Annotated in this window: 21 protein-coding genes; 8 read left to right on the top strand and 13 right to left on the bottom strand. The window is 67.4% G+C overall.

From position 1 onward, the window contains the following. Window positions 1-23 precede the first annotated feature (23 nt). The 3 genes from IB242_RS11200 to IB242_RS11190 all read right to left on the bottom strand — a co-directional run bounded on the left by IB242_RS11200 (window position 24) and on the right by IB242_RS11190 (window position 2078). The gene (locus IB242_RS11200; RefSeq protein ID WP_192279175.1) at window positions 24-593 is read right to left on the bottom strand and encodes a hypothetical protein; all 570 of its coding nucleotides are present in this window, start codon (window positions 591-593) and stop codon (window positions 24-26) included. 94 nt (window positions 594-687) lie between these two features. Continuing rightward, a complete protein-coding gene (locus tag IB242_RS11195; protein ID WP_192279173.1) occupies window positions 688-1320 on the bottom strand; it encodes a hypothetical protein in 633 nt (210 codons plus the stop codon). A 140-nt stretch (window positions 1321-1460) separates the two neighbouring features. Then, window positions 1461-2078 carry a hypothetical protein gene (locus tag IB242_RS11190; protein WP_192279171.1) on the bottom strand — a complete coding sequence of 206 codons (618 nt, stop codon included), beginning with the start codon at window positions 2076-2078 and terminating at the stop codon, window positions 1461-1463. Between the two features lie 463 nt (window positions 2079-2541). Between IB242_RS11190 and IB242_RS11185 the strand changes: the two genes are divergently transcribed. Continuing rightward, window positions 2542-3756, top strand: a complete 1215-nt coding sequence (locus IB242_RS11185) for an IS4 family transposase (protein WP_192279169.1) — start codon at window positions 2542-2544, stop codon at window positions 3754-3756. Between the two features lie 42 nt (window positions 3757-3798). Here the strand turns inward: IB242_RS11185 and IB242_RS11180 are convergent, their stop codons facing one another. The 8 genes from IB242_RS11180 to IB242_RS11145 form a co-directional block, all read right to left on the bottom strand. Beyond that, window positions 3799-4125 carry a hypothetical protein gene (locus tag IB242_RS11180; RefSeq protein WP_192279167.1) on the bottom strand — a complete coding sequence of 109 codons (327 nt, stop codon included), beginning with the start codon at window positions 4123-4125 and terminating at the stop codon, window positions 3799-3801. Between the two features lie 140 nt (window positions 4126-4265). Then, complete coding sequence (locus IB242_RS11175; protein WP_192279165.1) at window positions 4266-5057, bottom strand: restriction endonuclease; 792 nt, start codon at window positions 5055-5057, stop codon at window positions 4266-4268. A 30-nt stretch (window positions 5058-5087) separates the two neighbouring features. Then, on the bottom strand, window positions 5088-5435 hold the full coding sequence (locus IB242_RS11170) for a hypothetical protein (RefSeq protein WP_192279163.1): 348 nt from the start codon (window positions 5433-5435) through the stop codon (window positions 5088-5090). Window positions 5436-5690: 255 nt separating this feature from the next. After that, the gene (locus IB242_RS11165) at window positions 5691-6620 is read right to left on the bottom strand and encodes a retron St85 family RNA-directed DNA polymerase (protein ID WP_192279161.1); all 930 of its coding nucleotides are present in this window, start codon (window positions 6618-6620) and stop codon (window positions 5691-5693) included. After that, window positions 6613-7740, bottom strand: a complete 1128-nt coding sequence (locus tag IB242_RS11160) for a retron St85 family effector protein (RefSeq protein ID WP_192279159.1) — start codon at window positions 7738-7740, stop codon at window positions 6613-6615. The genes IB242_RS11165 and IB242_RS11160 overlap by 8 nt, the downstream gene beginning before the upstream one ends. A gap of 114 nt (window positions 7741-7854) precedes the next feature. Beyond that, window positions 7855-11589: a methylmalonyl-CoA mutase family protein gene (locus IB242_RS11155; protein WP_192279157.1), complete on the bottom strand. Its 3735-nt coding sequence runs from the start codon at window positions 11587-11589 to the stop codon at window positions 7855-7857. Between the two features lie 559 nt (window positions 11590-12148). After that, window positions 12149-12982: an alpha/beta hydrolase gene (locus IB242_RS11150; protein WP_225540397.1), complete on the bottom strand. Its 834-nt coding sequence runs from the start codon at window positions 12980-12982 to the stop codon at window positions 12149-12151. Between the two features lie 116 nt (window positions 12983-13098). Further along, window positions 13099-13725 carry a TetR/AcrR family transcriptional regulator gene (locus IB242_RS11145; protein WP_192279152.1) on the bottom strand — a complete coding sequence of 209 codons (627 nt, stop codon included), beginning with the start codon at window positions 13723-13725 and terminating at the stop codon, window positions 13099-13101. Between the two features lie 201 nt (window positions 13726-13926). Here IB242_RS11145 and IB242_RS11140 point away from each other — a divergent pair, with 201 nt between their 5' ends. After that, window positions 13927-15027, top strand: a complete 1101-nt coding sequence (locus IB242_RS11140; protein WP_192279150.1) for a Glu/Leu/Phe/Val dehydrogenase — start codon at window positions 13927-13929, stop codon at window positions 15025-15027. A 694-nt stretch (window positions 15028-15721) separates the two neighbouring features. After that, window positions 15722-16879, top strand: coding sequence for an isovaleryl-CoA dehydrogenase (locus IB242_RS11135; protein WP_192279148.1), 1158 nt, complete (start codon window positions 15722-15724; stop codon window positions 16877-16879). A gap of 836 nt (window positions 16880-17715) precedes the next feature. Here IB242_RS11135 and IB242_RS11130 read toward each other — a convergent pair. After that, window positions 17716-20583 (bottom strand): S8 family serine peptidase, encoded by a 2868-nt coding sequence (locus IB242_RS11130; RefSeq protein WP_192279304.1) that lies wholly within the window; start codon window positions 20581-20583, stop codon window positions 17716-17718. 162 nt (window positions 20584-20745) lie between these two features. Here IB242_RS11130 and IB242_RS11125 point away from each other — a divergent pair, with 162 nt between their 5' ends. From IB242_RS11125 to IB242_RS11110, 4 genes are all read left to right on the top strand, one after another. Then, complete coding sequence (locus IB242_RS11125; RefSeq protein ID WP_192279146.1) at window positions 20746-21921, top strand: acetyl-CoA C-acyltransferase; 1176 nt, start codon at window positions 20746-20748, stop codon at window positions 21919-21921. 121 nt (window positions 21922-22042) lie between these two features. Next, window positions 22043-22384 (top strand): hypothetical protein, encoded by a 342-nt coding sequence (locus tag IB242_RS11120; protein ID WP_192279144.1) that lies wholly within the window; start codon window positions 22043-22045, stop codon window positions 22382-22384. A gap of 149 nt (window positions 22385-22533) precedes the next feature. Continuing rightward, window positions 22534-22953, top strand: a complete 420-nt coding sequence (locus tag IB242_RS11115; protein WP_192279142.1) for a hypothetical protein — start codon at window positions 22534-22536, stop codon at window positions 22951-22953. Between the two features lie 168 nt (window positions 22954-23121). After that, on the top strand, window positions 23122-24729 hold the full coding sequence (locus tag IB242_RS11110) for a carboxyl transferase domain-containing protein (protein ID WP_192279140.1): 1608 nt from the start codon (window positions 23122-23124) through the stop codon (window positions 24727-24729). 252 nt (window positions 24730-24981) lie between these two features. On the opposite strand, the gene IB242_RS11105 is transcribed toward IB242_RS11110, so the two are convergent. Then, entirely contained in the window at window positions 24982-25890 is a 909-nt protein-coding gene (locus tag IB242_RS11105) for a LysR family transcriptional regulator (RefSeq protein ID WP_192279302.1), read from the bottom strand. A 131-nt stretch (window positions 25891-26021) separates the two neighbouring features. Here IB242_RS11105 and IB242_RS11100 point away from each other — a divergent pair, with 131 nt between their 5' ends. Then, complete coding sequence (locus IB242_RS11100) at window positions 26022-26288, top strand: DUF2798 domain-containing protein (RefSeq protein WP_192279138.1); 267 nt, start codon at window positions 26022-26024, stop codon at window positions 26286-26288. Window positions 26289-26392 lie beyond the last annotated feature (104 nt).

Genomic DNA, 26392 nt, shown 5'->3' with positions numbered 1-26392 from the left:
ACGCCAGGCTGGCAGTCCAGACCTTACGGATTCATCGACAGACAGGCCTGCACCCAGTCCTGCGCCAGCAGGTCCGCCACGCGCTCCGACGATTCCGACATCGGCAGATGGTCCGCGACACAGCGGCCGTCCGCTCCTGGCATGTCGCCAAGCCTTCCGTTGCACAGGTGCAGCGGCGTGTCGGTCCGCTGCCAGCCCGCATCGCATTCCGTGGTGGTCATCGAACCCGCACGCCCGCAGACGTGCGTGCGCCGCGCGGCCGTCGCTGATGTCGCGCGCGCGATGAGACGCCCCTCGTATTCCCTGCCCGACGCGACGTAAGACCACGTCCCGCAGATCCGTTCGCCGCGCTGCACCAGCTGATAGCGGTGGCACTCGTCCGGTGAGCGCGCGCCTGCGCACGCCTCCCAGCCACCGGCAAACGGACCGGCGAAAGCGGCATTCGCCGTATCGCGGCCCATGTCGGACGCGGACGCTGCAGACGCGCCGGCACGTAATGGTGTTTGCGCGGAGTCCTGCCCCATCGCGTACACAGACGCCGACGCCATGCACAGCGCAAGCCCCCGCCACATCGCTCGTCCCTGCATCTGCATCTGTATTCTCCTGTTCCCGGCCATCAGGGGACAATAGATAGTAGCGACGCCGACCTGCGACCAAGAGTCGCCGACGGTGCGCCACGGCTACCTATCAAGAGGGCTCGGCGTCCTGCAGCACGCGCACGTAACTCTCCAACTGGATCCGGAATCGCATCATCCAGAGGGACATGAGGTAGAGCACCACGATTAGCACCCCGAGAAACATGACGGGGCCGGAGACGGCTTTCAGCGCTTGATACTGGATGAACACGGCAACCAGAACCGGCAAAACGCCGAGCCGATCAACCGCACCGAAAATCATCGGGTAGCGCGATTTCATCGTTTCCAACCGCATCTGGGCATAGTTCAATCGGGACTGCCTGATCTCGTCGGGCACGGAACGAAGCCACTCCAGAAGGCGCCCGCGTTCGGTGAAGCTCTCGTCCAACTCCACTGCGTACTTGCGTCTTGCGTCCTTGAACTCTGGAAGCACATCCCTAGCCTGACGGTACGCCATCAGCGTCGCGCCACTCAGCTGTGCCGTCAGGCCAGCCCAAGTGAGCCAGAAGCTAGGAGCCGGAGCGATGAGAGAGCCCCAAGGCACGATCGCAAGCACCACTCCCAAAACGATTGACAGGAAAAGCAAGACATCGCGCCTGATGCCCAACTGCACGGGCGGTATCGTCGCGCGCATACGAGCCTCAAGCTCCTCGAAGAAGCCCGGCACCTCAGCTGGCTGATTCAATGCTCCGCACTCGATTTCACACTCAACCTGATCCTACCCGGCTTCTTACCAAGGCGGGACCCCATGAGCAGCCAGGCCGATCGGTTCGCAGCCAGTGAATGACGGGCGCCCCACATCCGAGGGGCGCCCGTGGTGGTGGCTCAGTGCAGCGACGCACCTGCAGGCCCGTAGCCCGCCCTCGCCTCGCGCACGCGCGATGGCAGACCAGTGGCTGGCCCCAGACGCTGCGCATTGACCTCGTCCAGCACCTCGCGCACTTCGCCGGCGGCGTCGAAGATCGCGTGGCCGACGACGGACAGCGTGCCGTCGGCGAACTCGGCCATGTCGGTGGCGGCCACCACGTCGCCGTGGGCGGTGATCGTTTCGATCAGGCGGTTGAGGGTGTCGATCTGGTCCAGGGTGACGCCGAAGGTGAGGTGTGCGGTGTCGGTATCGGGTGCGTCCGGAGACGCGTTGTCCGTGACGTCCGTGGCGTCCTCGTCGCTTGTGTCGGCAGCGTCTGCGGCAGCGGCCGGCCGCGACGGCCAGGACACCTCCTGCAGCACCCGATCCAAGTGGTCGCCCAGGAGTTCCAGGCAGGACGTCAGTTCGCCCATGCGGATTTCGGGTGCCGAATCCGGCCCCTCGTCCGCGCTGCGCGGCTCGGCCAGCTGGGCCAGGAACCGGACGTGGTCGCGGACCCGCTGCAGCCGCAGCTGGCTGTCCTCGGGCAGTACGTAGTGCAGGCCATCCAACCCATTCGATGCGTACGTCGACATGATTGCCTCCTCATTCCATGAAGTGGCCGCCCGCCATGCAGCAGCGGACGGGAAGTCGGGAGGTTCGAAACCGCACAGAGCCGGCGGGCGTATTCCCCTTGCGGGTGTTGTATTAGCCGCCCTCCCGACGCAGGCATCGCGTCGGCTGCGCCTGCAGGAACTGCAGACACAAAAAACCCACCGGTTTGACGGAGGTGGGTACCGCTCTGTGAGGAGTTTCGACGCTCCTTGGAAGCGAGACTGCGCCGGAAATGCAGGGGTGTCAAGCCGTATAGGACCAAGCGGAATCCACACGCATGGAGAGTAAGCCACCGTCAGGCCCCAGAATTGAAAGCTAACCTGACCCTGAGGTTTCCCCACGTTTCCATCTGCAAGATCAACACCTTGCGTTGTGCACGGGTGGAAACAAGTGCGCGCATGGCACAGCCTTCAAGGTGACTAAGCCAGAGAAGGACTGACGACCATGCGCGCCAGCCAAGTATTGCAGAAGTGTCTGCCACGCTCACTGTCGGCCATGCATGCCCTGCGCGAGCGGGCACTGCTTCACGCGGTCGAAGCGCTGCTGCAGGGGCGTCGACTGACCTTGACCGATGTCGCACGCGCCTGGCCCGGGGCGATGCGTGTGCGAGCGCCGCTCAAGGCGTTTGATCGATTGCTGGGTAATCACCATCTGCAGGTCGAGCGCAACGGCATCGATCACGACATGGCGCGCTGGCTGCTGCGTGGACCGCAGCCGATCATCGTCATCGGCTGGTCGGATCTCAAGCCAGACAAGAGCTGGTGCCTGCTGCGTGCCGCCGTCCCGGTCGGAGGGCGCACGCTGACGTTGCTGGACATGGTCGTCTCCGGTCGCGAACAGGGCGCGCCCGCAGCAGAAAGACGCTTTCTTCAGCAGCTGCAGCGGCTGGTGCCCGATGACGTTACCCCGATCCTGGTGACCGACGCTGGCTTCCGCACACCATGGTTTCGTGCCGTTTCGGCGATGGGCTGGCATTGGGTCGGTCGGTTGCGCGGGCGCACGCAGGTCAAACCGCAGCAGGTTCCTGATCGGCCGGACGAGTGGGTCGACAGCCGGAAGCTGCACGACTCAGCTTCCACAACGCCGTGCGAACTGCCGCCGATGCTGGCCAACCGCAGCTCACCCATCGCCTGCCGCCTGGTGCTGTATGCCAAGGCACGCCAGGGGCGCACCCGCCCGAATCGACGCACGCCCGGCCGGACATCACGCGCCTCAAGCAGCCAAAAAGCGTCGGCCCGCGAACGGGAGCCGTGGCTGATCGTGGCATCGCCGGAACTCAGGAGCGCCAGCGCCCGGCAGTTGGTGAAGCTCTATGCCCAGCGCATGCAGATCGAACTGGCATTCCGCGACCTCAAGTCGCACCGCTACGGTCAAGCCATGGAAGACAGCCTTACCCGGCAGGGCAAACGCCTGCAGATCCTGCTGCTGGTCAGCACCCTGGCCAGCTTCGCCAGCTGGCTTGCCGGGCTGGCTTGTGAGGCCACCGGCATCGCCCACTGGCTCTGGCCGATCAAGAGCACGCGCAAGCTGTACTCGACGCTGCGCGTTGGCCGCGAAGCGCTGGTCAGGCGATGGCCGATGGAGCCAGCATCCACGTGGCTTGAACGGCTGCGATCACCACCAAAGGCCGTCCTTGATCAGATGGCCTTGGCGGCATGAAAACGTGGGGAAACCTTAGTCCCTGACACCGTTTCTCCGAAATCAGTTCTGAAGACGGATCGCACGATTTCGGAGCGGAACACGCACTTCGTTTTCGTCGATCTCAACCCAACCATCCTGCACCGAAGACTCAAGCTTGGTCACCGTTTTCTGAAGCCCCCACCAAGTGCTTTGGGTGACCCGTAGTTGTCCGCCCCCCAGAAACTCCACATCGCTTGTGCGCCAAGTGAGGGTGATCGTAATCAATCCTGCAGAAAGCAGCACTAACATGATCGTGCCGATCAAAGTGTCGAAGAAGGATGCGATCGCGCCCTTCCCTGGGGGCTGGGACTGGGGCTGCATGGTCGTGTGCTCTGCTGAAGCGCTCATTTTCTGTTCCATTCTCTTGTAATGACGCACGCCATGACTTGGCGACGCGTATTGGGCTGATTACATCTCTGGTGTGAAAGGCCGCAGCACCTCCATCGCAGCGTCGGCCTTGCGCTGGAGGGACTTCGGCCAGCGTCGGCTTAGGACGCGTGGCGTGCGCGATGCGGCGATCGAGGGTAGTGTCCGTACAGAAATCGCGTTCGATACAGAAGGTGTTGGCCACAGGAGTGGACGTCACGTTGCCGATGGCGCTTGGGTTTGTAGTCGACAGTCGCGAAGCGTCTGCAGGCTGTCCGATGTTCTGGAGACTCTGATTCAGATTCCAGTTCAGCCCTTGGATCACCTGGTACGCGATCAACAGGAGGATGCAAGACGCTGCGAACGCCGGTGGCTTTGGCCCAGGACTTGGCAGCTCTACGTCCTGCAGGCACAGCGCGCCCCATTGCCGCATTCAACAGCTGCTCGCCGACTTGGGCTGCCAGCGTGTCGGCGATGCGGATTGCTGCGGGCGGAGCATCCGGTAGCAGGCCAAGCATTGCGCGGAGTTCGTCGCCGTCGATCAACTGGACCCGGCCGTTGCGGGCGGCGGCTTCGATGGCAGCACGGGTGAACTCGCCGCTGGTCACGACGATGGCGCCGTTGGCCTTGGCGTTGACCATCACGCCGATCAGTTGATGCGCGTCGTTGTGCCCCACCTTGCAGGCCTTCCAGTGCTTGACCTGCACCAGCACCAGCACCAGACACCCGTCGCGCCGCAGCTCCAGATTGATACCGCCATCGAACCGGCCGGCCGTCGCGCCTGTCCCCACGTGTGTCACCTGATAACCCGCATCCCGGTAGTACACGGCGAGAAGATGCTCCAGCCTGCCCCACCTCATCCCTGTCAGCGCATCGTCCCGACGATGCGCCGCCCGCATCAATCCCTGTCGCATGCCGTCCCCCTGACTGGCCTATGTCGCCGCTTATGCGGCGTCATCCCAAATAAGTGAAACTGACCCGGTCACTCGCTGCAGCAGAGCCCGCTCCCGCGTCTCGACCACGTCCTTGCGCAGCTCGGCGACCTGGGCAAGCGGTTGATCCCGCTCGGAACCAAGCTCGGCCAGCTGCACCTTCCAGGCAGAAGACGTCGCGGAGATCTCGGCCTTGAGCCGCTCCAGTGCTTTCTCGCGCTCCAGCTGCGTCAGCCCGCCGATGCGGGCAAGCGTGCCATGCATGGCGTCCCGATCTTTGGATACGGCTGCCAGATCGGCAAGCAGCTCACGTGCGAAGCGCCGCACGCCGAAGAACGGAATCTTTCGATTGATATCCATATCCCCCCAGCATCCCTTCATCGAAAAATTAAAGTTAACCTGACCGCGTTACCAGTCAGACGATAGTCGATGGAGCGCGTGTTCACGCGGCTGGAGCGGCTACGATCATCGCCAAAGACCATCCGATGACCTTGGCCACATGAAAACGCGGGGAAACCTTCCTGTCTTTTCTGCCCCCCCTTATCCGCTCTTTGCCTCTCAATTCGATGAGAAAATCTGGACTATAGAACTGCAAGCTTTCCTCCCCAAGCAAAACTATGCACCGGCAACCTTCTTATTCCTCCATCGCCTAGCCTTCTGCGCAAAGCCAGGCTCAATACCATCAATGAAATTAATTAATCCCTCCAGTTTATCGACGCCGTCGGAATCCAACTGAGACATCGAGTCACGATGAGCCATAGCACGAACAAGCCGCTTCCTGTCTCGACCCACCGACAACTCACCTTCTGGCGTTATTACAATCCCGGTCACCACTCGGCGGCCAGCTCGTGACGCATGCAATGTCTTCGCAGTATTTAATTTCAATCGAGGGTACAAAATTTCTGAAATAACCACCTCGACCATCGACTGGAAATCGGCAAGAATCCCTTCCCGCCGAGAAGAGAAGGTCAAATCATCCGCGTATCGCGTGTAAGTGATATCTCGCTCTGCAGCCTTCTTTGAAATTAGATCATCAAAGCTATACATGACCGAGTTAGATAGAAATGGGGAAGAGGGGGCCCCAATGCACAACTGAAGGGGGAATTTCCGCCCGTTTGCCCACATACACGATCTAGTTATCACAAATGCGTCAACTTCAGAAATAGAAGGAGCGAAGCAATTTATGTGAGCGACAATATCACTCTCCAGTATGGATGGAAAAAAGTTTGAGAAATCCATTTTCAAGAGAAATCGTGATGAAGCATGGATTCCCGCATTCTTCTTGATTGAGGAGCCAACCTCGTAGGCATTCACCGCGTCATGCATCGGAAGAAGCGGGCGAAGAAAATCAACAACCCTCGACTGGATCCATTTAACCTCTTTTGCAGGCTGCGCCAACTGCCTCAGACCGCCGGTGCGCTTTTTAACCTTAAAGCTCTTGTAGCGAAACGGAGCAGTCCTGACGATGTTGGCAACCTGCTCCGGAAGCAGACCAGACTCCAAGGACAAGACCCTGATGAGGTGCGAGCTCTCCAATTTATCCACGACGCACCTCCTGGATGGCGCGGAATCGCTTCCGATCTACCTCTTCGTAGTACCGAGCGATATCCATCTGCATCCGCTCGAGATCTAACTCAGAGCGCTTTATGCTCCATCTAATGAAATCAGAACTACCCTTAGCAACATAAAATCGCTGGCGCGACCTGGCAACGATATAAACAAGCTCAAGGCGCTCCAATATAAACATTGCTTGCCGCAAATCCTCATTTGACATCTTCACATCAAACAAGTCGAGATAAAGCTCGATTTCCGTAATGGTCAGCGCACTCATCAGCCAAATTAGATTACAAATAAGAAGAGCTCTATGCAGCCACTTTCCTGGATCGAATCTTGATTCTGGATTTTTCGAGACCGCACGCTCTTGCAGAGCGTCGAATAATTCATGAGCAGACGCAGCAAGCCAATCTTTATCGACTGTTTCGCGCCCTCCCTGCAATCGAACCCAAGGAAAAACCTCGGCCTCATTTTCCAATAGCTCCAAGTATTTGATGGGGCCAAGACGGATGAATGAAGGCTGGTCGAAATGATGTGAAGAGACGAATACAGAGAGCTTCCTCTGGAACGACTCCATAGCGGAAAATAGCCCTAGCTCGGCAAGGCTTCCGGGGCTCTCCAGTATCAACACAATTACATCGGAAAGCTCAGCAAGGTGCTCTTCAAAGGTACGGAGATCGCGGTAGTGCCCATCGACCGACCATTCTTTGAACTCTTCAGCAAGCCTGATCCGGTTAAACAGTGACGGCTTCGAAGCAGCCACACGCAATAGCGCATCCCGAACGGAAAGTGGCTCTTGCTCGCGCACATCAACTGGTCCGCCACATACAAATATGAAACCGCTGTACGCCCTGATCCAAGCAGGGCTACTTGCTAGTTTCAGTATTGCATCGTCCCTAGGATCCATCATCGCCAATTTGCTTTTTACTTTGATGCGCCGTAAAGCCGGTGCCCGGCTTTGCGAGGGCTCGCAGCGAAGCCGGGCACCGGCTTTACGGCGATAATCCCACGCAATTTCAACAGTCCGACGAAGCGTCAGACTATCTGCGCGGCAAACGCAGACCGCTAAAAAGCAATTATCTCCCCAACCAGCCGCATAACGGCTGGGCACCAAGGCTATCCGATGTAAGGGCCGATGCCAAGGCTCGCTATCACTGGCACACGCACCCACCGATCGCTGCCAGGAGAACGACCGCGACACTCGCACCCCTGGTCCGAGGCGGCGTTACATATTCCTTCGATACTCCCCGCCCACGTCATACAGCGCATGGCTGATTTGCCCCAGGCTGTGGGTCTTGACCGCATCCACCAGGGCCGCGAAGACGTTCCCCCGCCTGCGCGCAGTGTCCTGAAGATACGCCAGGCCGTGGCCGTCGTGCACCTCGGCCGCGCCCTCCCCCTCTTCCGCCACCACATGGCCGTGGCCGGTTTCCCCTTCCGGCGCCAGCCGGTTGCGTGAGGCCTGCCAGCCGCGCACGTTTTCGATCTGCTGGGCCTTCTCGCCTTCCGTCGAGCGGATCAGTTCGATCTCGGTGGCGACCTCGCCGCCGCCTTCCTTGGGCAGGAACATGTTCACGCCCACCAGCGGCAGCGAGCCGTCGTGCTTCTTGTGCTCGTAGTACATGGACTCATCCTGGATCTTGCCGCGCTGGTACATGGTGTCCATGGCGCCGAGCACGCCGCCGCGCTCGCTGATGGCCTCGAACTCGGCGTACACGGCCTCCTCGACCAGGTCGGTCAGGTAGTCCACCGCGAAGCTGCCCTGCCAGGGGTTCTCGCAGAAATTGAGCCCCAGCTCCTTGTTGATGATCATCTGGATGGCCACGGCGCGGCGCACGCTCTCTTCGGTGGGCGTGGTGATGGCCTCGTCGTAGGCGTTGGTGTGCAGGCTGTTGCAGTTGTCGAACAGGGCGTACAGCGCCTGCAGCGTGGTGCGGATGTCGTTGAACTGGATCTCCTGCGCGTGCAGGGACCGGCCGCTGGTCTGGATGTGGTACTTCATCATCTGGCTGCGTTCGTTGCCGCCGTAGCGCTCGCGCATGGCGCGCGCCCAGATGCGGCGGGCGACGCGGCCGATGACGGTGTACTCCGGGTCCATGCCGTTGCTGAAGAAGAAGCTCAGGTTGGGCGCGAAGTCGTCGATGCGCATGCCGCGCGCCAGGTAGTACTCGACGATGGTGAAGCCATTGGACAGGGTGAAGGCGAGCTGGCTGATCGGGTTCGCCCCGGCCTCGGCGATGTGGTAACCGGAGATGGACACCGAGTAGAAATTGCGGACCTGGTGGTCGACGAAGTACTGCTGGATGTCGCCCATCATGCGCAGGGCGAACTCGGTGCTGAAGATGCAGGTGTTCTGGGCCTGGTCTTCTTTCAGGATGTCGGCCTGCACGGTGCCGCGCACGGTCCTGAGGGTGTCGGCCTTGATGCGGGCGTAGGTGTCGGCGTCCACCAGCTGCTCGCCGGTGATGCCCAGCAGGCCCAGGCCCAGGCTGTCGTTCCCGGCCGGCAGTTCACCGTGGTAGCGCGGGCGGCTGCCGCCGGCGGCGATGCGTGTTTCGAAGAAGGCGTCGATGGCCTGCTGCGCGTCGGCCCAGCGCTGCGGGTCCGCCTTGAGGTGTTTTTCCACCTGCTGGTCGATGGCGCAGTTCAGGAACATCGCCAGGATGATCGGCGCCGGGCCGTTGATGGTCATCGACACGCTGGTGGTGGGCGCGCACAGGTCGAAGCCGGAATAGAGCTTCTTCATGTCGTCCAGCGTGGGCACGTTGACGCCGGAGTTGCCGATCTTGCCGTAGATGTCCGGGCGCGGCGCCGGGTCCTCGCCGTACAGGGTGACGCTGTCGAAGGCGGTGGACAGGCGCGCGGCCGGCTGTCCGGCCGACAGGTAATGGAAGCGGCGATTCGTGCGCTCGGGCGTGCCCTCGCCGGCGAACATGCGGATGGGGTCCTCGCCGGTGCGGCGGTACGGGTAGACGCCGCCGGTGTAGGGATAGCTGCCTGGCAGGTTCTCCTTGCCGAGGAAGGTCAGCAGCTCGCCCCAGCTGCGGTAGGTGGGCGCGGCGATCTTGGGGACCTTCTGATGGCTGAGCGACTCGCGGTAGTTCTCGACGCGGATGGCCTTCCCGCGCACCTGGTACTCGGTGACGTCGTCGGTGATGGACTGCAGCCGGGCCGGCCACTCGCGCAGCAGGCGCAGGGATTCTGACGACAGCGCGTGGATGGCGTCGTTGTAGCGCTGGCGCAGGGTGAGCAGGCTGCGGTCGGGGCTGGCGTCGTTGCGATGCGCGGGATCGGCGGTGCGCGCGTCATGGGGCATCGCGGCGTCGGCGGCGGCCGGCTCGGCACTGCGCGGCACTCGCGCGGCAGGATGCAGCGCCTCGTGCGGGTACGGCGCCAGGCGCTCCGGCAGCTGCGCATCGTCCAGTTCGCGCAGCGCTTCCCACAGGCCCTGGGCGCGGCTGGCGGTCTCGGCCTCGGTCTCGATGCGGCGGTTGATGGCCCGGCCCTGCTCGGCGATCTCGGCCAGGTAGCGCACGCGCGCGCCGGGGATCAGCACGGTGGCGCGCGGCTCCTTGAGGCTGGTGTCGAGCTGGGGAGTGAAATCGCAGCGCGGGGAAGAAAGGGGGTCAGAGTCACTTTTCCCCTCAGGGTGTTGCGGCGAGCGATGTTCAACGGGGGAAAAGTGACTCTGACCCCCTTTCCCCTTCTTCTCGCGCAGCAGCCGGCACAGGTTGATGAACATCCAGCTGATGCCGGGGTCGTTGAACTGGCTGGCGATGGTCGGATAGACCGGGATGTCGGCATCGGCGGTGGCGAAGGCGTTGCGGTTGCGCTTCCACTGCTTGCGGATGTCGCGCAGCGCGTCCTCGGCGCCGCGACGGTCGTACTTGTTCAGCGCGATCAGCTCGGCGAAGTCGAGCATGTCGATCTTCTCCAGCTGGCTGGCCGCGCCGTAGTCGCTGGTCATGACGTACATCGGGAAGTCGACCAGGTCGACGATCTCCGAATCGGACTGGCCGATGCCGGCGGTCTCCACGATCACCAGGTCGAAGCCGCGCGCCTTGAGGAAGCCGATGCAGTCCTTGAGCACCGCGTTGGTGGCCACGTTCTGGCGGCGGGTGGCCATCGAGCGCATGTAGACGCGCGGGCTGCGCAGGCTGTTCATGCGGATGCGGTCGCCCAGCAGCGCGCCGCCGGTGCGGCGGCGGGTGGGATCGACCGAGACCACGGCGATGCGCATGGCCGGGAAGCAGGCCAGGAACCGGTTCAGCAGTTCGTCGGTGACCGAGGACTTGCCTGCGCCGCCGGTGCCGGTGATGCCGACCACCGGCGTATGCCCGGCCGCCAGCTGCCACTGCTTGCGCAGGCGGCCCAGCTCGGCCTCGCCGACGCTGTTGTCCTCGATGGCCGACAGCACGTGGCCCAGGCCGATCTCGTCGTCGATGTCGGGCATGAAGCGGGCGTCGGCATCGGCCGCGTCGTGCGCCTGCGCGAGGTGGCGGTCGCGGCCGGCGGCGGCGCGCTGGACCACGTCGCCGATCATCTCCACCAGGCCCATCTTCATGCCGTCGTTGGGGTGGTAGATGCGCTCGACGCCGTAGGCCTGCAGTTCGCGGATCTCCTCGGGGGTGATGGTGCCGCCACCGCCACCGAACACGCGCACGTGGCCGGCGCCGCGCTCGCGCAGCATGTCGACCATGTACTTGAAGTATTCGACGTGGCCGCCCTGGTAGGACGACAGCGCGATGGCGTCGGCGTCTTCCTGCAGCGCCGCGCGGACCACGTCCTCGACGCTGCGGTTGTGGCCCAGGTGGATGACCTCGGCGCCCTGCGCCTGGATCAGCCGGCGCATGATGTTGATGGCGGCGTCGTGCCCGTCGAACAGGCTGGCGGCGGTGACGAAGCGCAGCGGCGTCGCATCGGTGCGGGCGTCGGGCAACTGGCTGGCGGGCGTGGACATGCGCGTGACCTGTGCTGGAACCTGCCCCGATCTTAGTCCTTGCACCTGAAACGATTGGGTGCAGTGCAGCGTGACTTTGGTGATGGGGCGCCGCGGGGCATCGGCGCAGATGTGCGCTGTGATTGCACATCTTTCTCGGGGGACCGCGACTGCGTTGCATCCGGTGCGGGCAATGCGGCACGGGCATGGCGGTCGCGGCTGCGGCCGCTCCTACAGGAGGGCGTGGCTGCGATCCGTCGAGGTTCGCGGCGACCGCCGTTGCAGGAGCGGGCTGTGCTTGCACCACTTTTTCGGGGGACCGCGACTGCGCTGCATCCGGCGCGTCCAATGCGACACCGGGCATGGCGGTCGCGGCTGTGGCCGCTCCTACAGGGAGGCGTGGCATGCGATCCGTCGAGGTTTCGCGGGGGCCGCCGTTGTAGGAGCGGGCTCTGCTTGCACCCCTTTTTCGGGGGACCGCGACTGCCCGGCGTCCGGCGCATCCAATGCGGCACCGGGCATGGCGGTCGCGGCTGCGGCGCTCCTACAGTAAGCGAGGCGTGTGATCCGTGGCGCCGGTTCAGGCGAGACCGAACGGGAGGTTCGGCGAGGACACCACGCGCTCGCCGACGGTTTCGCCGGCCAGGAAGCGCAGCGCGGCGGCGATCACCAGCGGGTCGGCGGCGATGCGGTGGTGGCCCATGCCGGTGGTGCTGAGCAGGCGCGCACGCGGCCACAGGCGGGCGTAGGCCTCGCCTTCGTGCCAGGGCACGTCGGTGTCGGCGAGGTCATGGACGACCAGCGCCGGCAGGCCCAGCGTCGGCACGTGCCGGTGCGCGGCGATGTCGTCGACCGAGACGCCCAGCGCACGTTCGAAGCCGGCGAACATCGGCCCGACCAGCGACTGCGCCAGGCCGACCATGCCGGCGAAGCGTTCGCCGGCAGCGCGCATGTCGGCCGCCGGTGCGATCAGGATGGCGCGTTCGGCTTCCAGCCCCTGCGCAAGTGCGTAGGTCGCCGCGGCGCCGCCCATCGAGTGCGCGATCACCGCCGCCGGCCGGCCGTGCTGGCGGGCGACGTGGGTCAACGCCGAGGCGAAACCCGGCACCGACGCGCTGCCGCCTTCGCTGCGGCCGTGCCGCGGCTGGTCGTAGGAGACGAAGGCGTAGCCGGCCTGGCGCAGCGCGGTCATCCACGGCAGGCAGCGCAGGCCGAACGAGGACCAGCCGTGCACGAACAGCACCCACGGCTGGCTCCGCGGGTCGCCCCAGACGTAGGTCGCCAGGCGCGTGTCGCCATGGTCCAGCCATTCCAGCCGGCCGTCGCCGGGGTCGGCCGCCAGCGCGCGCTTGCGCGAGGAGCGCATCGGCGTGCCGAACAGCCGCGCGGCCTGCGCCACCGTGGCCTGCGGCATCATCAAACTGCCGCTGGCGAAAGCCGCACGCAGCCACCAGGGCGCCGAGACGGATCGAACGGTCGTGCTTTTTTGTGACGACAGGGAATCGGGCACGGCAGCCATGGGCGCTCCGGTCAGTGGTTGGGGGACGCCGGCGCGGCCAGATGCCGCCCCAGCAGTTCATCGACGGCAGCGCGGGCCAGCCGCGACGCCGACTGCGGCTGGTGCAGCCGCGCGTGATGCAGGCCTTCGACCACGGCCTGCAGCTGGAAGGCGAGCAGTTCGACGTCGACACGCGCGGCGAGCTCGCCGCTGTCGACGGCCATCTGCACGGCGCGCTCGATCGCCTGGCGCCAGCCGCCGGACAGCGCGGCGACGTGGTCGCGCATCGGCCCGGGCCGGCCGTCGTACTCGAGCATGGCGCTGAGGAAGATGCAGCCGTCCGGGTGCGCCTCGATCCAGCGGATCCAGTGCTCGGCGATGGCGCGCAACCGCTGCAGGCCGCGCGGCTGGGCCAGCGCCGGCGTCATGATCCGGCCGACGAACTCGGTGGCGACCGAATCCAGAGTCTCCCGCAGCAGGTCCTCGCGCGACCCGAAGTGGGCGAACACCCCGCTCTTGGACATGCCGGCCGAGGCGGCCAGGTCGCCGATGGTCACGCCTTCCAGGCCGTAGCGGCCGGCCAGGCCGGTCGCGTGCTCGACCAGGCGCTCGCGCGTGCTGGCGCCCTTGGCGGTCTGGGAAGCGGAGGCAGGATGCATGGCGCGCATAAATAGCACGACCGTTCGATCCATTCAAGCGCACTCTCACATGGCGGCCGGGGCCTCGGGTTAGAATGCCGCCATCGCGACGACACGCCTCTCATCCGGCCCCGTCGCGTTTTTTGTTTGCAGTGCACGCTCACCCTCCTGTCGCCCCGTCGCGCCCGCCGCCGACGCCACAGCCAAGACGCGGAGCCCCACATGCTCTTCGAAACGCTCGCCACCTCCGGCCACGAACAGGTCGTCTTCTGCCACAACCCGGACGCCGCCCTGAAGGCGATCATCGCCATGCACAGCACCGTGCTCGGCCCCGCGCTGGGCGGCGTGCGCATGCGCCACTACGCCAACGAGGCCGACGCGCTGCGCGACGTGCTGCGGCTGAGCCGCACGATGACCTACAAGAACGCGCTGGCCGGGCTCAACGTCGGCGGCGGCAAGGCGGTGATCATCGGCGACCCGAAGGTGGACAAGTCCGAGGCGCTGTTCCGCAGCTTCGGCCGCCATGTGGACGCCCTCGCCGGCCGCTACATCACCGCCGAGGACGTGGGCACCGACGTCAACGACATGGAGCAGATCTACCTGGAGACCGAGTTCGTCACCGGCGTGCACCAGGTGCATGGCGGCTCCGGCGACCCGGCTCCGTTCACCGCCTACGGCACCCTGCAGGGGCTGATGGCGGCGATGCAGCGCAAGTTCGGCCACGAGGAAGTGGGCAAGGCGCGGATCGCGGTGCAGGGCCTGGGCCACATCGGCATGGAGCTGGTGAAGCTGCTGCGCGAGCGCGGTGCGAAGTTGATCGTCTCCGACCTGGATCCGGCGCTGGTGGACCGCGCGGTGTCCGAGTACGGCGCCGAGGCGGTGGCCTGCGACGAGATCCATGGCGTGGACGCCGATGTGTTCGCCCCGTGCGCGATGGAAGGCAGCATCGACGAGACCACGATCGACCGGCTGAAGGCGAAGATCGTCTGCGGCTCGGCCAACAACCAGCTGGCCAGTCATGCGATCGGCGACGAACTGCACCGGCGCGGCATCCTGTACGCACCCGATTACGCGGTCAACGCCGGCGGCGTGATGAACGTGTCGCTGGAGATCGACGGCTACAACCGCGAGCGCGCGATGCGGCTGATCCGCAGCATCTACCACAACGTCGGGAAGATCTTCGACCTGTCCGAGCGCGAAGGCATCAGCCCGCAGTACGCCGCCGACCGCATCGCCGAAACGCGCCTGGCCGCCATCGGCAAGCTCAAGCTGCCGATGGGCCGGGCCACCCCGCGCATCGGCCATCTGCGCGGGGAGCGCTGAGCCGTCGCTATCGGGCCGGCGCGCGGATGCGTGCTGCCCGATGCGGTTCGCGCGTGCCACCGCGGTGTGCGCCTCCGTCCGGGAAGGACGCCGTTGTGTCCGGACCACCGCACCGCCCTGCACCTTGCTGACGTGCGCATCCATCGCCGTTTTCGGCCCCTGCGGTCCGCGCGGCGACGCCAGCGCATGCCGGGGATGCGAACGCGGCAGCGTCCGCACTGCAGCAGGCGGGAGTAACCGCCCCCGCGCCGGAAATCCGCCGTCCGCGCTCCATGAACCGTAGGCCGCCCTGATCGTCGCCTGATCGCCGCCCGACCGGCGATGGACGAGGCCTGCGGGCGCCCGGGAGCGCGGACTGCCGTGTTCCACGCCGACACCGCCGGCCGGCGACGTGCGCAGGCCCGATTTCGACGCTGCTTCCGCGCATCGCCCTGGCGACGGCGCGCGGACACCACGCGTTGGGACGCCGCGGGGCGTCAGCGCCGGGTTCGGCCAGGCCCGTGACGCGCGGGAGCGCTCCGGTCGCGACCTGCACGAAAGCCGGCCTCGCATGGCGGCGGCGCGGAGCCATGCCGGCAGCACCCCGGCTCCGTCCGCGCCACCGCCGGCGTTCGTGCTGCACCTGCAACGTGTCGCCGACACATCCGCCGCCTACACTTGGGTACAGATGAAACCATCAGGGTGGAGGGACCCGATGCGGATGTTCCAGATGGGCGAGGAGATCGAGGCCCTGCGCGATGCGGTGCGCCGCTTCGCCGACAGCGAGATCGCGCCGCGTGCGGCGCAGGTCGACCACGACAACGTGTTCCCGCAGGACCTGTGGCCCAAGCTGGGCGAGCTCGGCCTGCTGGGCATGACCGTGCCGGGGGAGTTCGGCGGCAGCGAGATGGGCTATACCGCGCATCTGGTGGCGATGGAGGAGATTTCGCGTGCGTCGGGATCGATCGGCCTGAGCTACGGCGCGCACTCGAACCTGTGCGTGTCCAACCTCTACCTCAACGGCAACGACGCGCAGCGGCAGAAGTACCTGCCGAAGCTGTGCAGCGGCGAATGGAAGGGCGCGCTGGCGATGAGCGAGCCCGGCGCCGGCTCGGACGTGGTCGGTTCGATGCGTTGCACCGCCGAACTGCACGATGGCGTGTGGATCGCCAACGGCAACAAGATGTGGATCACCAACGGCCCCGAGGCCGACGTGCTGATCGTCTACATGCGCACCGCGGGCAAGGAGGCTGGCAGCCGCTGCATGACCGCCTTCATCGTCGAGCGCGGCATGCCGGGGTTCTCCACCGCGCAGAAGCTGGACAAGCTGGGCATGCGCGGCTCCAACACCTGCGAGCTGGTGTTCGAGAACTGCGAGATTCCGGCCGGGAACGTGCTCGGCGAGGTCAACCAGGGCGTGCGCGTGCTGATGAGCGGCCTGAACACCGAACGGCTGGTGCTCAGCGGCGGCCCGATCGGGTTGATGCAGGCCGCGCTCGACATCGCCCTGCCCTACGTACGCGAACGCCGGCAGTTCGACGCGGCCATCGGCACCTTCGGCCTGATGCAGGGCAAGCTGGCCGACATGTACACCGCGCTACAGTCCAGCCGCGCCTTCGCCTACCAGGTCGCGCGCGATTACGACGCCGGGCATTCCTCGCGCGCGGCCGCGGCCAGTTGCCTGCTGCATGCGTCGGAATCGGCCGTGCAGGTGGCGCTGGAGGCGATCCAGTCGCTGGGCGGCAACGGCTACATCAACGAGTACGCGACCGGGCGCATCCTGCGCGACGCCAAGCTCTACGCCATCGGCGCCGGCACCAACGAGATCCGCCGCATGCTGATCGGCCGCGAGCTGTTCGAGGGCAACGGCTGAGCGGATATCCGCGAGTCCAGGCGGTCGCGGCTGAGGCCGCTCCTACAGGGGATCCAACACCTCCACGCGCACCGCGAGGGCCCTGTTCTTGTAGGAGCGGGCTCGACCGCGACCACCCTCCATCCAGCGAAGCCGATCCACGCCTCGGATGCGACCACCAACCCATCGGTGCCAATGCGTCGCCTCGCATGGCGGTCGCGGCTGGGGCCGCTCCTACGGGGGATCCAGCACCTCCACGCGCGTCGTGAGGCCCCTTTCTTGTAGGAGCGGGCTCGACCGCGACCACCATCCTTCCAGCGAAGCCGATCCGACGCCTCGGATGCGACACCAACCCGTCCGTGCCAATGCGTCGCCTGGCATGGTGGTCGCGGCTGGGGCCGCTCCTACACGGGATCCAGCACCTCCACGCGCGCCGTGAGGGCCCTGTTCTTGTAGGAGCGGGCTCGACCGCGACCACCATCCATCCAACAAAGCAGATCCGACGGCTCGGATGCGACCACCAACCCGTCCGTGCCAATGCGTCGCCTGGCATGGCGGTCGCGGCTGGGCCGCTCCTACGGGGGATCCAGCACCTCCACGCGCGTCGTGAGGCCCTCTTCTTGTAGGAGCGGGCTCGACCGCGACCACCCTCCATCCAGCGAAGCCGATCCGACGCCTCGGATGCGACGACCAACGCATCCGTGCCAATGCGTCGCCTGGCATGGCGGTCGCGGCTGGGGCCGCTCCTACAGGGGATCCAGCACCTCCACGCGCGTCGTGGGGTCGTCTTCTGTAGGAGCGGGCTCGACCGCGACCGCCATCGATCCCGGCCTCCGCAGCACAGGACGTGGCCAGGCTCAGAACCCGAACGCGTAGCGCAGCGACAGCATCCGCGCGTCGCCGCGGGGACCGAAGCGCTGGTCGTAGCCGAACGACAGCGTCGAATGCGGCGACAACCAGGCCTGCGCGGACAGGCCGACCATGCCGCCGGAGCGGGTCGGGTCGGACGAGGCCAGTGGCGACCAGGCCTCGATGCCGGTGAAGCTGGCGTCCAGGGCCATGCCGTCGCTGGCCAGGGTCTGCTGCCATTCGGCGTAGCCACGCAGCGTGATCCGCTGCCAGTCGCGTTCGGCGCGCAGGCCGGCGATGGCCTGGCTGCGCGAGGCGCTGCCATCGTGGCTGCGCAGACCGAAGCCTTCGCCGCCGTGCTCCAGGAAGCCATCGCTGCGCACCTGCGCATGTTCGGCGCCGACGTACGGCACCAGCGCGCCGGCGCCGTGCTCGAAGCGGTAGCCGGCTTCGAGGCTGGCGCTGGCGAAGCTGCCCGCGTAGTCGCTGTGCACGCCAAGACGCTGCCCTTCCAGCAGCAGCTGGCGGTCGATCCCGCGCTGGTACTGGCCGCCGCCGACCTGTCCAAATGCGTAAGCCGCGCCCCAGCGGCCGCCGAGATAGGCCTGCGCCTGGGTCTGGCGTTCGCGGCTGCGGTCGGCGGTGCCGCCGACCAGACTGCGACTGTTGCTCTCGCCGAACGCCAGGCCGCTGACCAGGCCGGTGCCGACGGCCACGTCGTTGCCGATCATCCAGCCATCGAGCTGGGCCTGCGCGCCACCGCCCTCGCCTGCCTGGCCGAGGGTGCGGGCCCAGCCGCCGGCGCGGGCGCCGGACGCGGCGAGCCCGTCGAAGCGCGAGGCCAGCGTGCGCCGGGTCAGGTCCAGGGTGTCGAAGGTGGCGTTGGCCGCCGCCGCATGCACTTCGCCGGAGAGGCTGCGCAGCGAGGCCGACGCCGCGGCGGCGTCCTCGATGCGCTGCAGGTCGCCGGCGATGCGGATGACGCCGTCGGCGATCGCGCCCCCGCCCTGCGCCTGCTGCGCGTCGATCCGGGCGAAGGCCTGTTCGACACGCGTGGCGGCACCAACGCCCGCCGGTCCGATGTCCGGCAGTCCCAGCGCCGCGGCGGTGACGTTGATCCGGCGCACGTCCAGCCAGGCCTGGGTACCCGAGTACAGCAGCGAGGCTTCAAGGAACACCGACGGCGCACTGGTCAACCCCTCGAAGCGGCCGTTGAGGCCGCCGTTGGCGGTGAGCACGTTCTCGCGCACCTGGGTGACGTAGCCGCTGCGCACGCCGGCTACATGCACGGTGCCGCCTTCGATGGTCGCGCGACCCTGCACCAGCAGTTCGCCATAGCCGAGCACGGTGGCCAGCTGCGCACCGGCGCGCTGCACGTAGTCGCCGCCCACGCGGATGCTGGTGGCGTCGGCGGCGCCGGCATCGATCAGCACGGTGCCGGCATTGGTCAGGTCGCCGCCCAGCGTGCCGGCGCCGGCCAGGCGTGCGCCGCTGTCGACGGTGACATCCGAGCGGCGCAGGTCGCCGAGCACGCGCAGGGTGCCGCCCTGCACGCGGGTCTCGCCTGCGTAGTCCAGTGGCGTCCCCGCAGCGCCCAGGGTGAGCGTGCCATCGCCGCGCTTGACCAGGCCGCCATTGCCGCTGATCGGGTTGGTCCACTGCGAGCTACCGCTGAATGCCACGCTGACGTCGCCCCAGTCGAACTTCGCCGGGCCGCGCAGCGCTTTTTCGAGGTTCAGCAGGCCATGGCCGAACACCGCATCGACGCCGCTGACGCCCAGGTCGGTGGCGGTGCCGAGCAGGGTCTGCCTGACCAGGTCGTTGCTGAAGTACGGATACTTCTCCCACACCACCGCGGCCGCACCGGACACCAGGGGCGCGGCGTACGAGGTGCCGCTGCCGTAGAAGTAGGTGGTGCTGCCGACGGTGTCGGTGTGCCCGGTGAACAGCGCGGTGCCGGGTGCGACCAGACAGTAGTTCATCGCCACGCCGCACGCGTTGGAATAGGACGCCAGCTGGGTCGGGTTGGCGGTATCCAGCGCCGCCACCGCCAGCCAGCCGCGCTCCAGGTCGGCGGCGGGGCGGCTGTTGTTGGGGCCGGCCTGGCTGGGCAGCGCGGCCATGTTGGTCGGGTCGCCGCGGCCTTCGTTGCCGGTGGCGAACACGACCAGACCGTCGTTGTCGCGGATGAAGAAGCGGTACTCGTCGGCGATCGCCGCGGTGGCGTTCGGGTTGGTCCAGTACAGGCCGCCCCATGAGTTGTTCATGATCCGCATGCCGCGTGCGGCCAGGTCCTGGTGGACCGGCTTCAGGCCGATCGCGCCATCGACCGCGTTGCCCTGGCCGGAGCCGTCATCGGTGGGGCGTTCGTCGTTGATGATGCGCGCCGAAAGGATCGTGGCGCCCGGCGCCACGCCGCCGGGCCAGCTGCCGACCGGCTGCCCGGCAGCCAGCTGCGCGACGGTGGTGCCGTGGCCGACCTTGTCGTCCACGGTCATGTCGTTGCGGGCGGGGTTGACGTAGCTCAGGTTGGCGGCGACCCGTCCGGCCAGCGCCGGATGGTTGCGGTTGACGCCGGTATCGATCACGCCGATGCGGTAGCCGGCCCCGGTGTAGCCGCCGCGCTGCGCGCCGGTGGCATTGGTCAGCGCCAGGTGCGCATCCATCGCCGGCTGCACCGGCGGCGGCGGTGGAGACGTCGGGGGCGGCGGCGGCGGGGGTGGTGGCGGAGGCGGCGGTGAGGTCGGCGTGCCGGGGCGGATGTTCTCGCCACCACCGCCACCGCCACAGGCCGTGAGCCCGCCAAGCAGCGCGGCTCCGACCGCCACCGCCAGCAGTGTCCGTGCGACCGCCCTGCCCGATCCCGCCACCTGCATGCCCATCTCTCGCTCCCGGTGCGTGCGACGGCGTCCATGACCACCGCTTCTGTGTCGGTCCGTATACCGCAACGGCGGCCCGCTGTCGCCTGTCGGCGGCCGCGGTGGCGGGGGCGTGTGCCAGCCGCGATAATCGGGACTCATCCGAAGAGGTCATCGCACATGTCCGACATCGTCATCGCCGCCGCCAAACGCACCGCCATCGGTTCCTTCCTGGGCCAGTTCAACGGGGTGCCGACCACCTCGCTGGGCGCCACCGCGGTCGAGGCGGCACTGGCCCAGTCCGGCGTTCCCGCGTCCGATGTCAGCGAAGTGATCCTGGGCTGCGTGCTGCCGGCCAACCTCGGCCAGGCGCCCGCGCGCCAGGCGGCGCTCGCCGCCGGCCTGCCAACCAGCGCCGGCTGCACGACCATCAACAAGGTCTGCGGCTCGGGCATGAAGGCGATCATGCTGGGCCACGACCTGATCAAGGCCGGCTCGGCCACGATCGTGGTCGCCGGCGGCATGGAGTCGATGAGCAACGCGCCGCACCTGATCCCCAACTCGCGCACCGGCAACCGCTACGGCAACTTCCAGGCCGTCGACCACATGGCGTGGGACGGCCTGACCAATCCGTACGACGGCAAGTCGATGGGCGTGTTCGGCGAGGCCACCGCGGCCAAGTTCGGCTTCACCCGCGAGGACCAGGACGCGTTCGCGATCGAGTCGGTCAAGCGCGCGCAGGCGGCCCAGGCGGCCGGCGCGTTCGACGAGGAGATCGTTCCGGTCAAGGTCGCCACCCGCAAGGGCGAGGTCGAGTTCGCCAGCGACGAACAGCCGGGCAAGTCCGACGTCTCCAAGATCCCGACCCTGAAGCCGGCGTTCGCCAAGGACGGCACGGTCACCGCCGCCAGCTCGTCGAGCATCTCCGACGGCGCCGCCGCCACCGTGCTGCTGTCGGCCGACGAGGCCGCGCGACGCGGCATCGCCCCGCTGGCGCGCATCGCCGCGCACGCCACGTTCTCGCAGCAGCCGGAATGGTTCACCACCGCGCCGATCGGCGCGATTTCCTCGGTGCTGGAGAAAGCCGGCTGGAAACTCGAGGACGTGGACCTGTTTGAGATCAACGAGGCGTTCGCCGTGGTCGCGATGGCGCCGATCAAGGAGCTGGGCATTCCGCACGCGAAGGTCAACGTCAACGGCGGGGCCTGCGCGCTGGGCCATCCGATCGGCGCCTCCGGTGCGCGCCTGGTCGTGACCCTGGTGAGCGCCCTGCGTAAACGCGGCCTGAAGCGTGGCGTGGCTGCGCTGTGCATCGGCGGAGGCGAGGCCACGGCGCTCGCGATCGAAATCGTGTAACCGTTTTTCACGACCCCTTTACGAAAATGACCTGAGGGCGCTTGACAGCCGAAAAGGGCTTGTCATCATTGTGACGGCGCGCGATTGCGCGTTGCCCAAACTAACGACGAGGAATACCCGAATGAACATCAACAAGCTGCTGATCGCCCTGGCTCTGGGTCTGGCCCTGGCCGCGTGCTCGAAGCAGGAGGCTGCGCAGGACGCCGCCGCTGCCGCTGACACCGCCGCTGCCGAGGCCCAGGCTGCTGCCGATTCGGCCGCTGCCGCCGGCGCCCAGACCGCTGACGCCGCCCAGGCTGCTGCCGACACCGCCGCTGACGCCGCCGCCACCGCTGGCGACGCCGCTGCCGACGCTGCCGCTGCCAGCACCGACGCCGCTGCCGACGCTGCTGCCGACACCGCCGGTGCCGCGCAGGACGTCGCCGAGCAGGCCAAGGACGCTGCCGAAGAAGCCAAGAAGTAATTTGCGCTTCGCCTGAATGGCAGGAAAGCCGCCGGGAAACCGGCGGCTTTTTTTTGGGGCCGGTTTCACGGCCCGCCGACCCGGCCCTCGCCACCCTTGCGGCCACGGTAACCGCCGGTTGCCGCCCACCCTTCGCAAGGAGCCAGGCCATGAACCGTCACCTTCCCCTGTTCCTCTCGATCGCCGCCGCCACCGCGCTGCTCGCCGCCTGCAACGAACCGGCGCGCGAACAGGCCGGCGACGAGGCATCGCGCGCCGCCGACCATGCCGCCGCCGCAGCCGATCACGCCGCGGCCGCGACCGAACATGCCGCCGCCTCGGCGGTCGATGCCGCGCGCGAGACCGGCGCCGAACTGCGCGAGGATGCGCGCGTGGCCGGTGCGGAGCTGCGCGAAGACGCACGCGTCGCCGCCGATGCCACCGACCGTGCGCTGGACGATGCGGCTGTGGCCAGCCGCGATGCTGCCGCACGCGCGGCCGACGCCAGTGCCGATGCCGCGCAGAAGGTCGCCGACGAAACCCGCGAGGCGGCCGACCGCGCCGAGCAGCGCGCCGAACGCGATCGCTGACGCACGCATCCACGATGCATGCATGCAGGCCCGCCCATCGGCGGGCCTGTTTGTTTGTGCGCCGGCGGGCCGCATCGATGTGCGGCGTGCAGCACGCGTGCTGCGCCGCCAGAAGGCAGCGGCGGCCGCCTGCCCTATGCTGGGCGCTTTCCAACGCATCGCCATCCCATGCCCGCCATCCGCAGTCAGGTCGATCCCCGCTCGCAGGAATTCCAGGACAACGCCAGCCATCACCGCGCACTGACCGACGAACTGCACCGCCGCCTGGCCCGGGCCGCCGAGGGCGGCGGCGAGAAGGCACGCACGCGCCATACCGAGCGCGGCAAGCTGCTGGCGCGCGAACGCATCGACGCCCTGCTCGATCCGGGCAGCCCGTTCCTGGAGATCGCACCGCTGGCCGCCGAGGAGATGTACGACGGCAGCGCGCCGGCGGCGGGCATGGTCTGCGGTATCGGCCGGGTCATGGAACAGGAGGTGGTGATCGTGGCCAACGACGCCACGGTCAAGGGCGGCACCTATTTCCCGATCACGGTCAAGAAGCACCTGCGCGCCCAGGAAGTGGCGCGCGAGAACAACCTGCCGTGCATCTACCTGGTCGATTCCGGCGGCGCCTTCCTGCCGTTGCAGGACGAGGTGTTTCCCGACCGCGAGCACTTCGGCCGGATCTTCTACAACCAGGCGCGGCTGAGCGCGGACAACATCCCGCAGATCGCGGTGGTGATGGGCTCGTGCACCGCCGGCGGCGCCTACGTGCCGGCGATGTGCGACGAGAGCGTCATCGTGCGCGAGCAGGGCACGATCTTCCTCGGCGGCCCGCCGCTGGTGAAGGCCGCCACCGGCGAGGTGGTCGACGCCGAAGCACTGGGGGGCGCCGACGTGCATACCGCCACCTCCGGCGTCGCCGACCACTACGCCGAAGACGACCACCATGCGCTGGAGATCGCGCGCGGCATCGTCGGCCACCTCAACCGGCGCAAGGTGCTGCCGGTGGCGGTGCGCGAACCGGTCGCCCCGCTGTACCCGGCCGACGAGCTGTACGGCCTGGTGCCGAAGGACACCCGGCGCCCGTTCGACATCCGCGAGGTGATCGCCAGGCTTACCGACGGCAGCGAGCTGGACGAGTTCAAGGCGCGCTACGGCAAGACCCTGGTCACCGGCTTCGCCCACCTGCACGGCTACCCGGTCGGCATCGTCGCCAACAACGGCATCCTGTTCGGCGAGAGCGCGCTGAAGGGCGCACACTTCATCGAGCTGTGCAACCAGCGCGGCATCCCGCTGGTGTTCCTGCAGAACATCACCGGCTTCATGGTCGGCCGCAAGTACGAGAACGCCGGCATCGCCAAGGACGGGGCGAAGATGGTCACCGCGGTGGCCTGCTCCAGCGTGCCGAAGTTCACCGTGGTGATCGGCGGCAGCTTCGGCGCCGGCAACTACGCGATGTGCGGCCGTGCCTACGGTGCGCGCTTCCTGTGGATGTGGCCGAACGCGCGGATCAGCGTGATGGGCGGCGAGCAGGCGGCCAGCGTGCTGGCCACCGTGCGCCGCGACGGCATCGAGGCCGGTGGCGGCCAGTGGAGCGCCGGGGACGAGGAGGCGTTCAAGGCGCCGATCCGCGACCAGTACGAAACCCAGGGCAGCCCGTGGTACGCCACCGCCCGGCTGTGGGACGACGGCATCATCGATCCGGCCGATACCCGGCGCGTGCTCGGGCTGGGCCTGTCGGCCGCGCTCAATGCGCCGATCGCCCCGGCGAAGTTCGGCGTATTCCGGATGTAGGGCGGCGCTTGCCCACGACCGAAACGCTTGATCGCAGGTCGATGGCGGGCGACCGACGACGGCATGCAGCCCCGCTCTCGCGGAAGCGGCGAGGATGCACGCACGGCATCCGTTTCCTCGCCGCCGGCGTGGTGCCACTGCCGCGTGCGATATCGGCCGCTTCCCGCCAGCGCCGCGACCACGCGCCCGGCACCTGCGTACCGGCGGGCGCGCGCGGCGATGGTGCCGACGTGCGGAACGGCCGCGCCGGCGTCAGGCCCGCCAGGCCGGCGGCAGCCCGGCGCGCAGGTGTTCGAACAGCGCCCGCACCTTGGGGGTGAAATCGCGCCGGTCGGAGACGCAGAAGAACACCTCCATCGGCTCGGGCTGCGCGGCGCAGTCCTGGAACAGCGTCTGCAGTTCGCCGCGCGCCAGCCAGGGGGCGGCGACGAAGGCAGCCAGCCGGGTGATGCCACCGCCGGCCGCGGCCAGGGCGGCCAGCGCGTCGATGTCGTCGCAGACCATGCCCGCCCTGACCTCGGCATCGAAGCGCTCGCCGTCCTGCACGAAGCGCCAGCGCAGGTAACGGCCGTCGGTGGGATAGCGGAACAGCAGGCAGCGATGGTCGCGCAGCTGCTCGGGGCTGGACGGCGTGCCCGCCTCGGCCAGGTAGGACGGCGCCGCGCAGAACAGGAACGGGATCCGCGCCAGCGGCCGCGCGACCAGGCCCTCGTCCAGCTGCGGCGCGATCCGCAGGCTGACGTCGACCGCCTCATGTGCGTGCCGGACCAGCCGGTCGGCCACGATCAGCTCGATCTCCAGCTGCGGATGGCGCGCCTGCAGCGCCGGCAGCAGCGGCGCGACCAGATGCCGGCCGAAGGCGGCCGAGGTGGCGATGCGCAGGCGCCCGGCCGGTTCGATGTCGTCGGCGGCCACGGCGGCCTGCGCCCGCTGCAGGTCGTGCTCGACGTGACGCACCTGCTCCAGGTACAGCGCGCCGCGCTCGGTGAGGGCCAGCTGGCGCGGGCTGCGGTTGAACAGGCGCACGCCCAGGTGCGCCTCCAGGCGGGCGATGTTCTGCCCGACCGCGGTCGCGCTGATGCCCAGCGTGCGCGCGGCCGCGGCCATGCTGCCGGCCTCGGCGGTGCGGACGAAGGTGCGGATCAGCTGCAGCAGGTTCATCGGGGCCAGCGTGCCATCGGGACGCACAAGCTTGGCTTCGGGCTGCGCCAAGCGCCAGCCCGCTGACGCGGACGGGACGCGCGGCGACGATGCGCTCCCCGCAGCGTCGGCTGCCCCACAGGACTCCTCCCATGACCGACCCGAGCACCTCCCTGCCCCGCGGCTGGAAACTGGCACCGCGCACCACGCCGTTCGTGTTTGCGTTCTACATGGCCGCGATCATGGCGATGCTGATGAGCATGGTGATCACCGCCGCCAATGCCGGCGTCGACGCGGCCTTCCCGATGCGGGTGCTGTCGGCCTACGCGCTGGCGATGCCGACCGCGTTCTGCTGCGTGCTGGTGGTCAGGCCGATGGTGGTGCGCCTGGTCGCATGGAGCGTGCATCCCCACGCCTGAGGCCTGCACGTGGGCCGGCCGGTGCGCAGGCCGCGACCGGCATCACGCCCGGCAGCCGCCCGGGCGCTATCCGGCCCGAGGCGGGCGCGCCTAGAATTGGCGCT

It is taken from the genome of Xanthomonas sp. XNM01, assembly GCF_014851915.1.
In the GTDB taxonomy this organism is placed as follows: Bacteria; Pseudomonadota; Gammaproteobacteria; order Xanthomonadales; family Xanthomonadaceae; genus Pseudoxanthomonas.
This window is presented reverse-complemented; position numbering and strand designations above follow the sequence as displayed.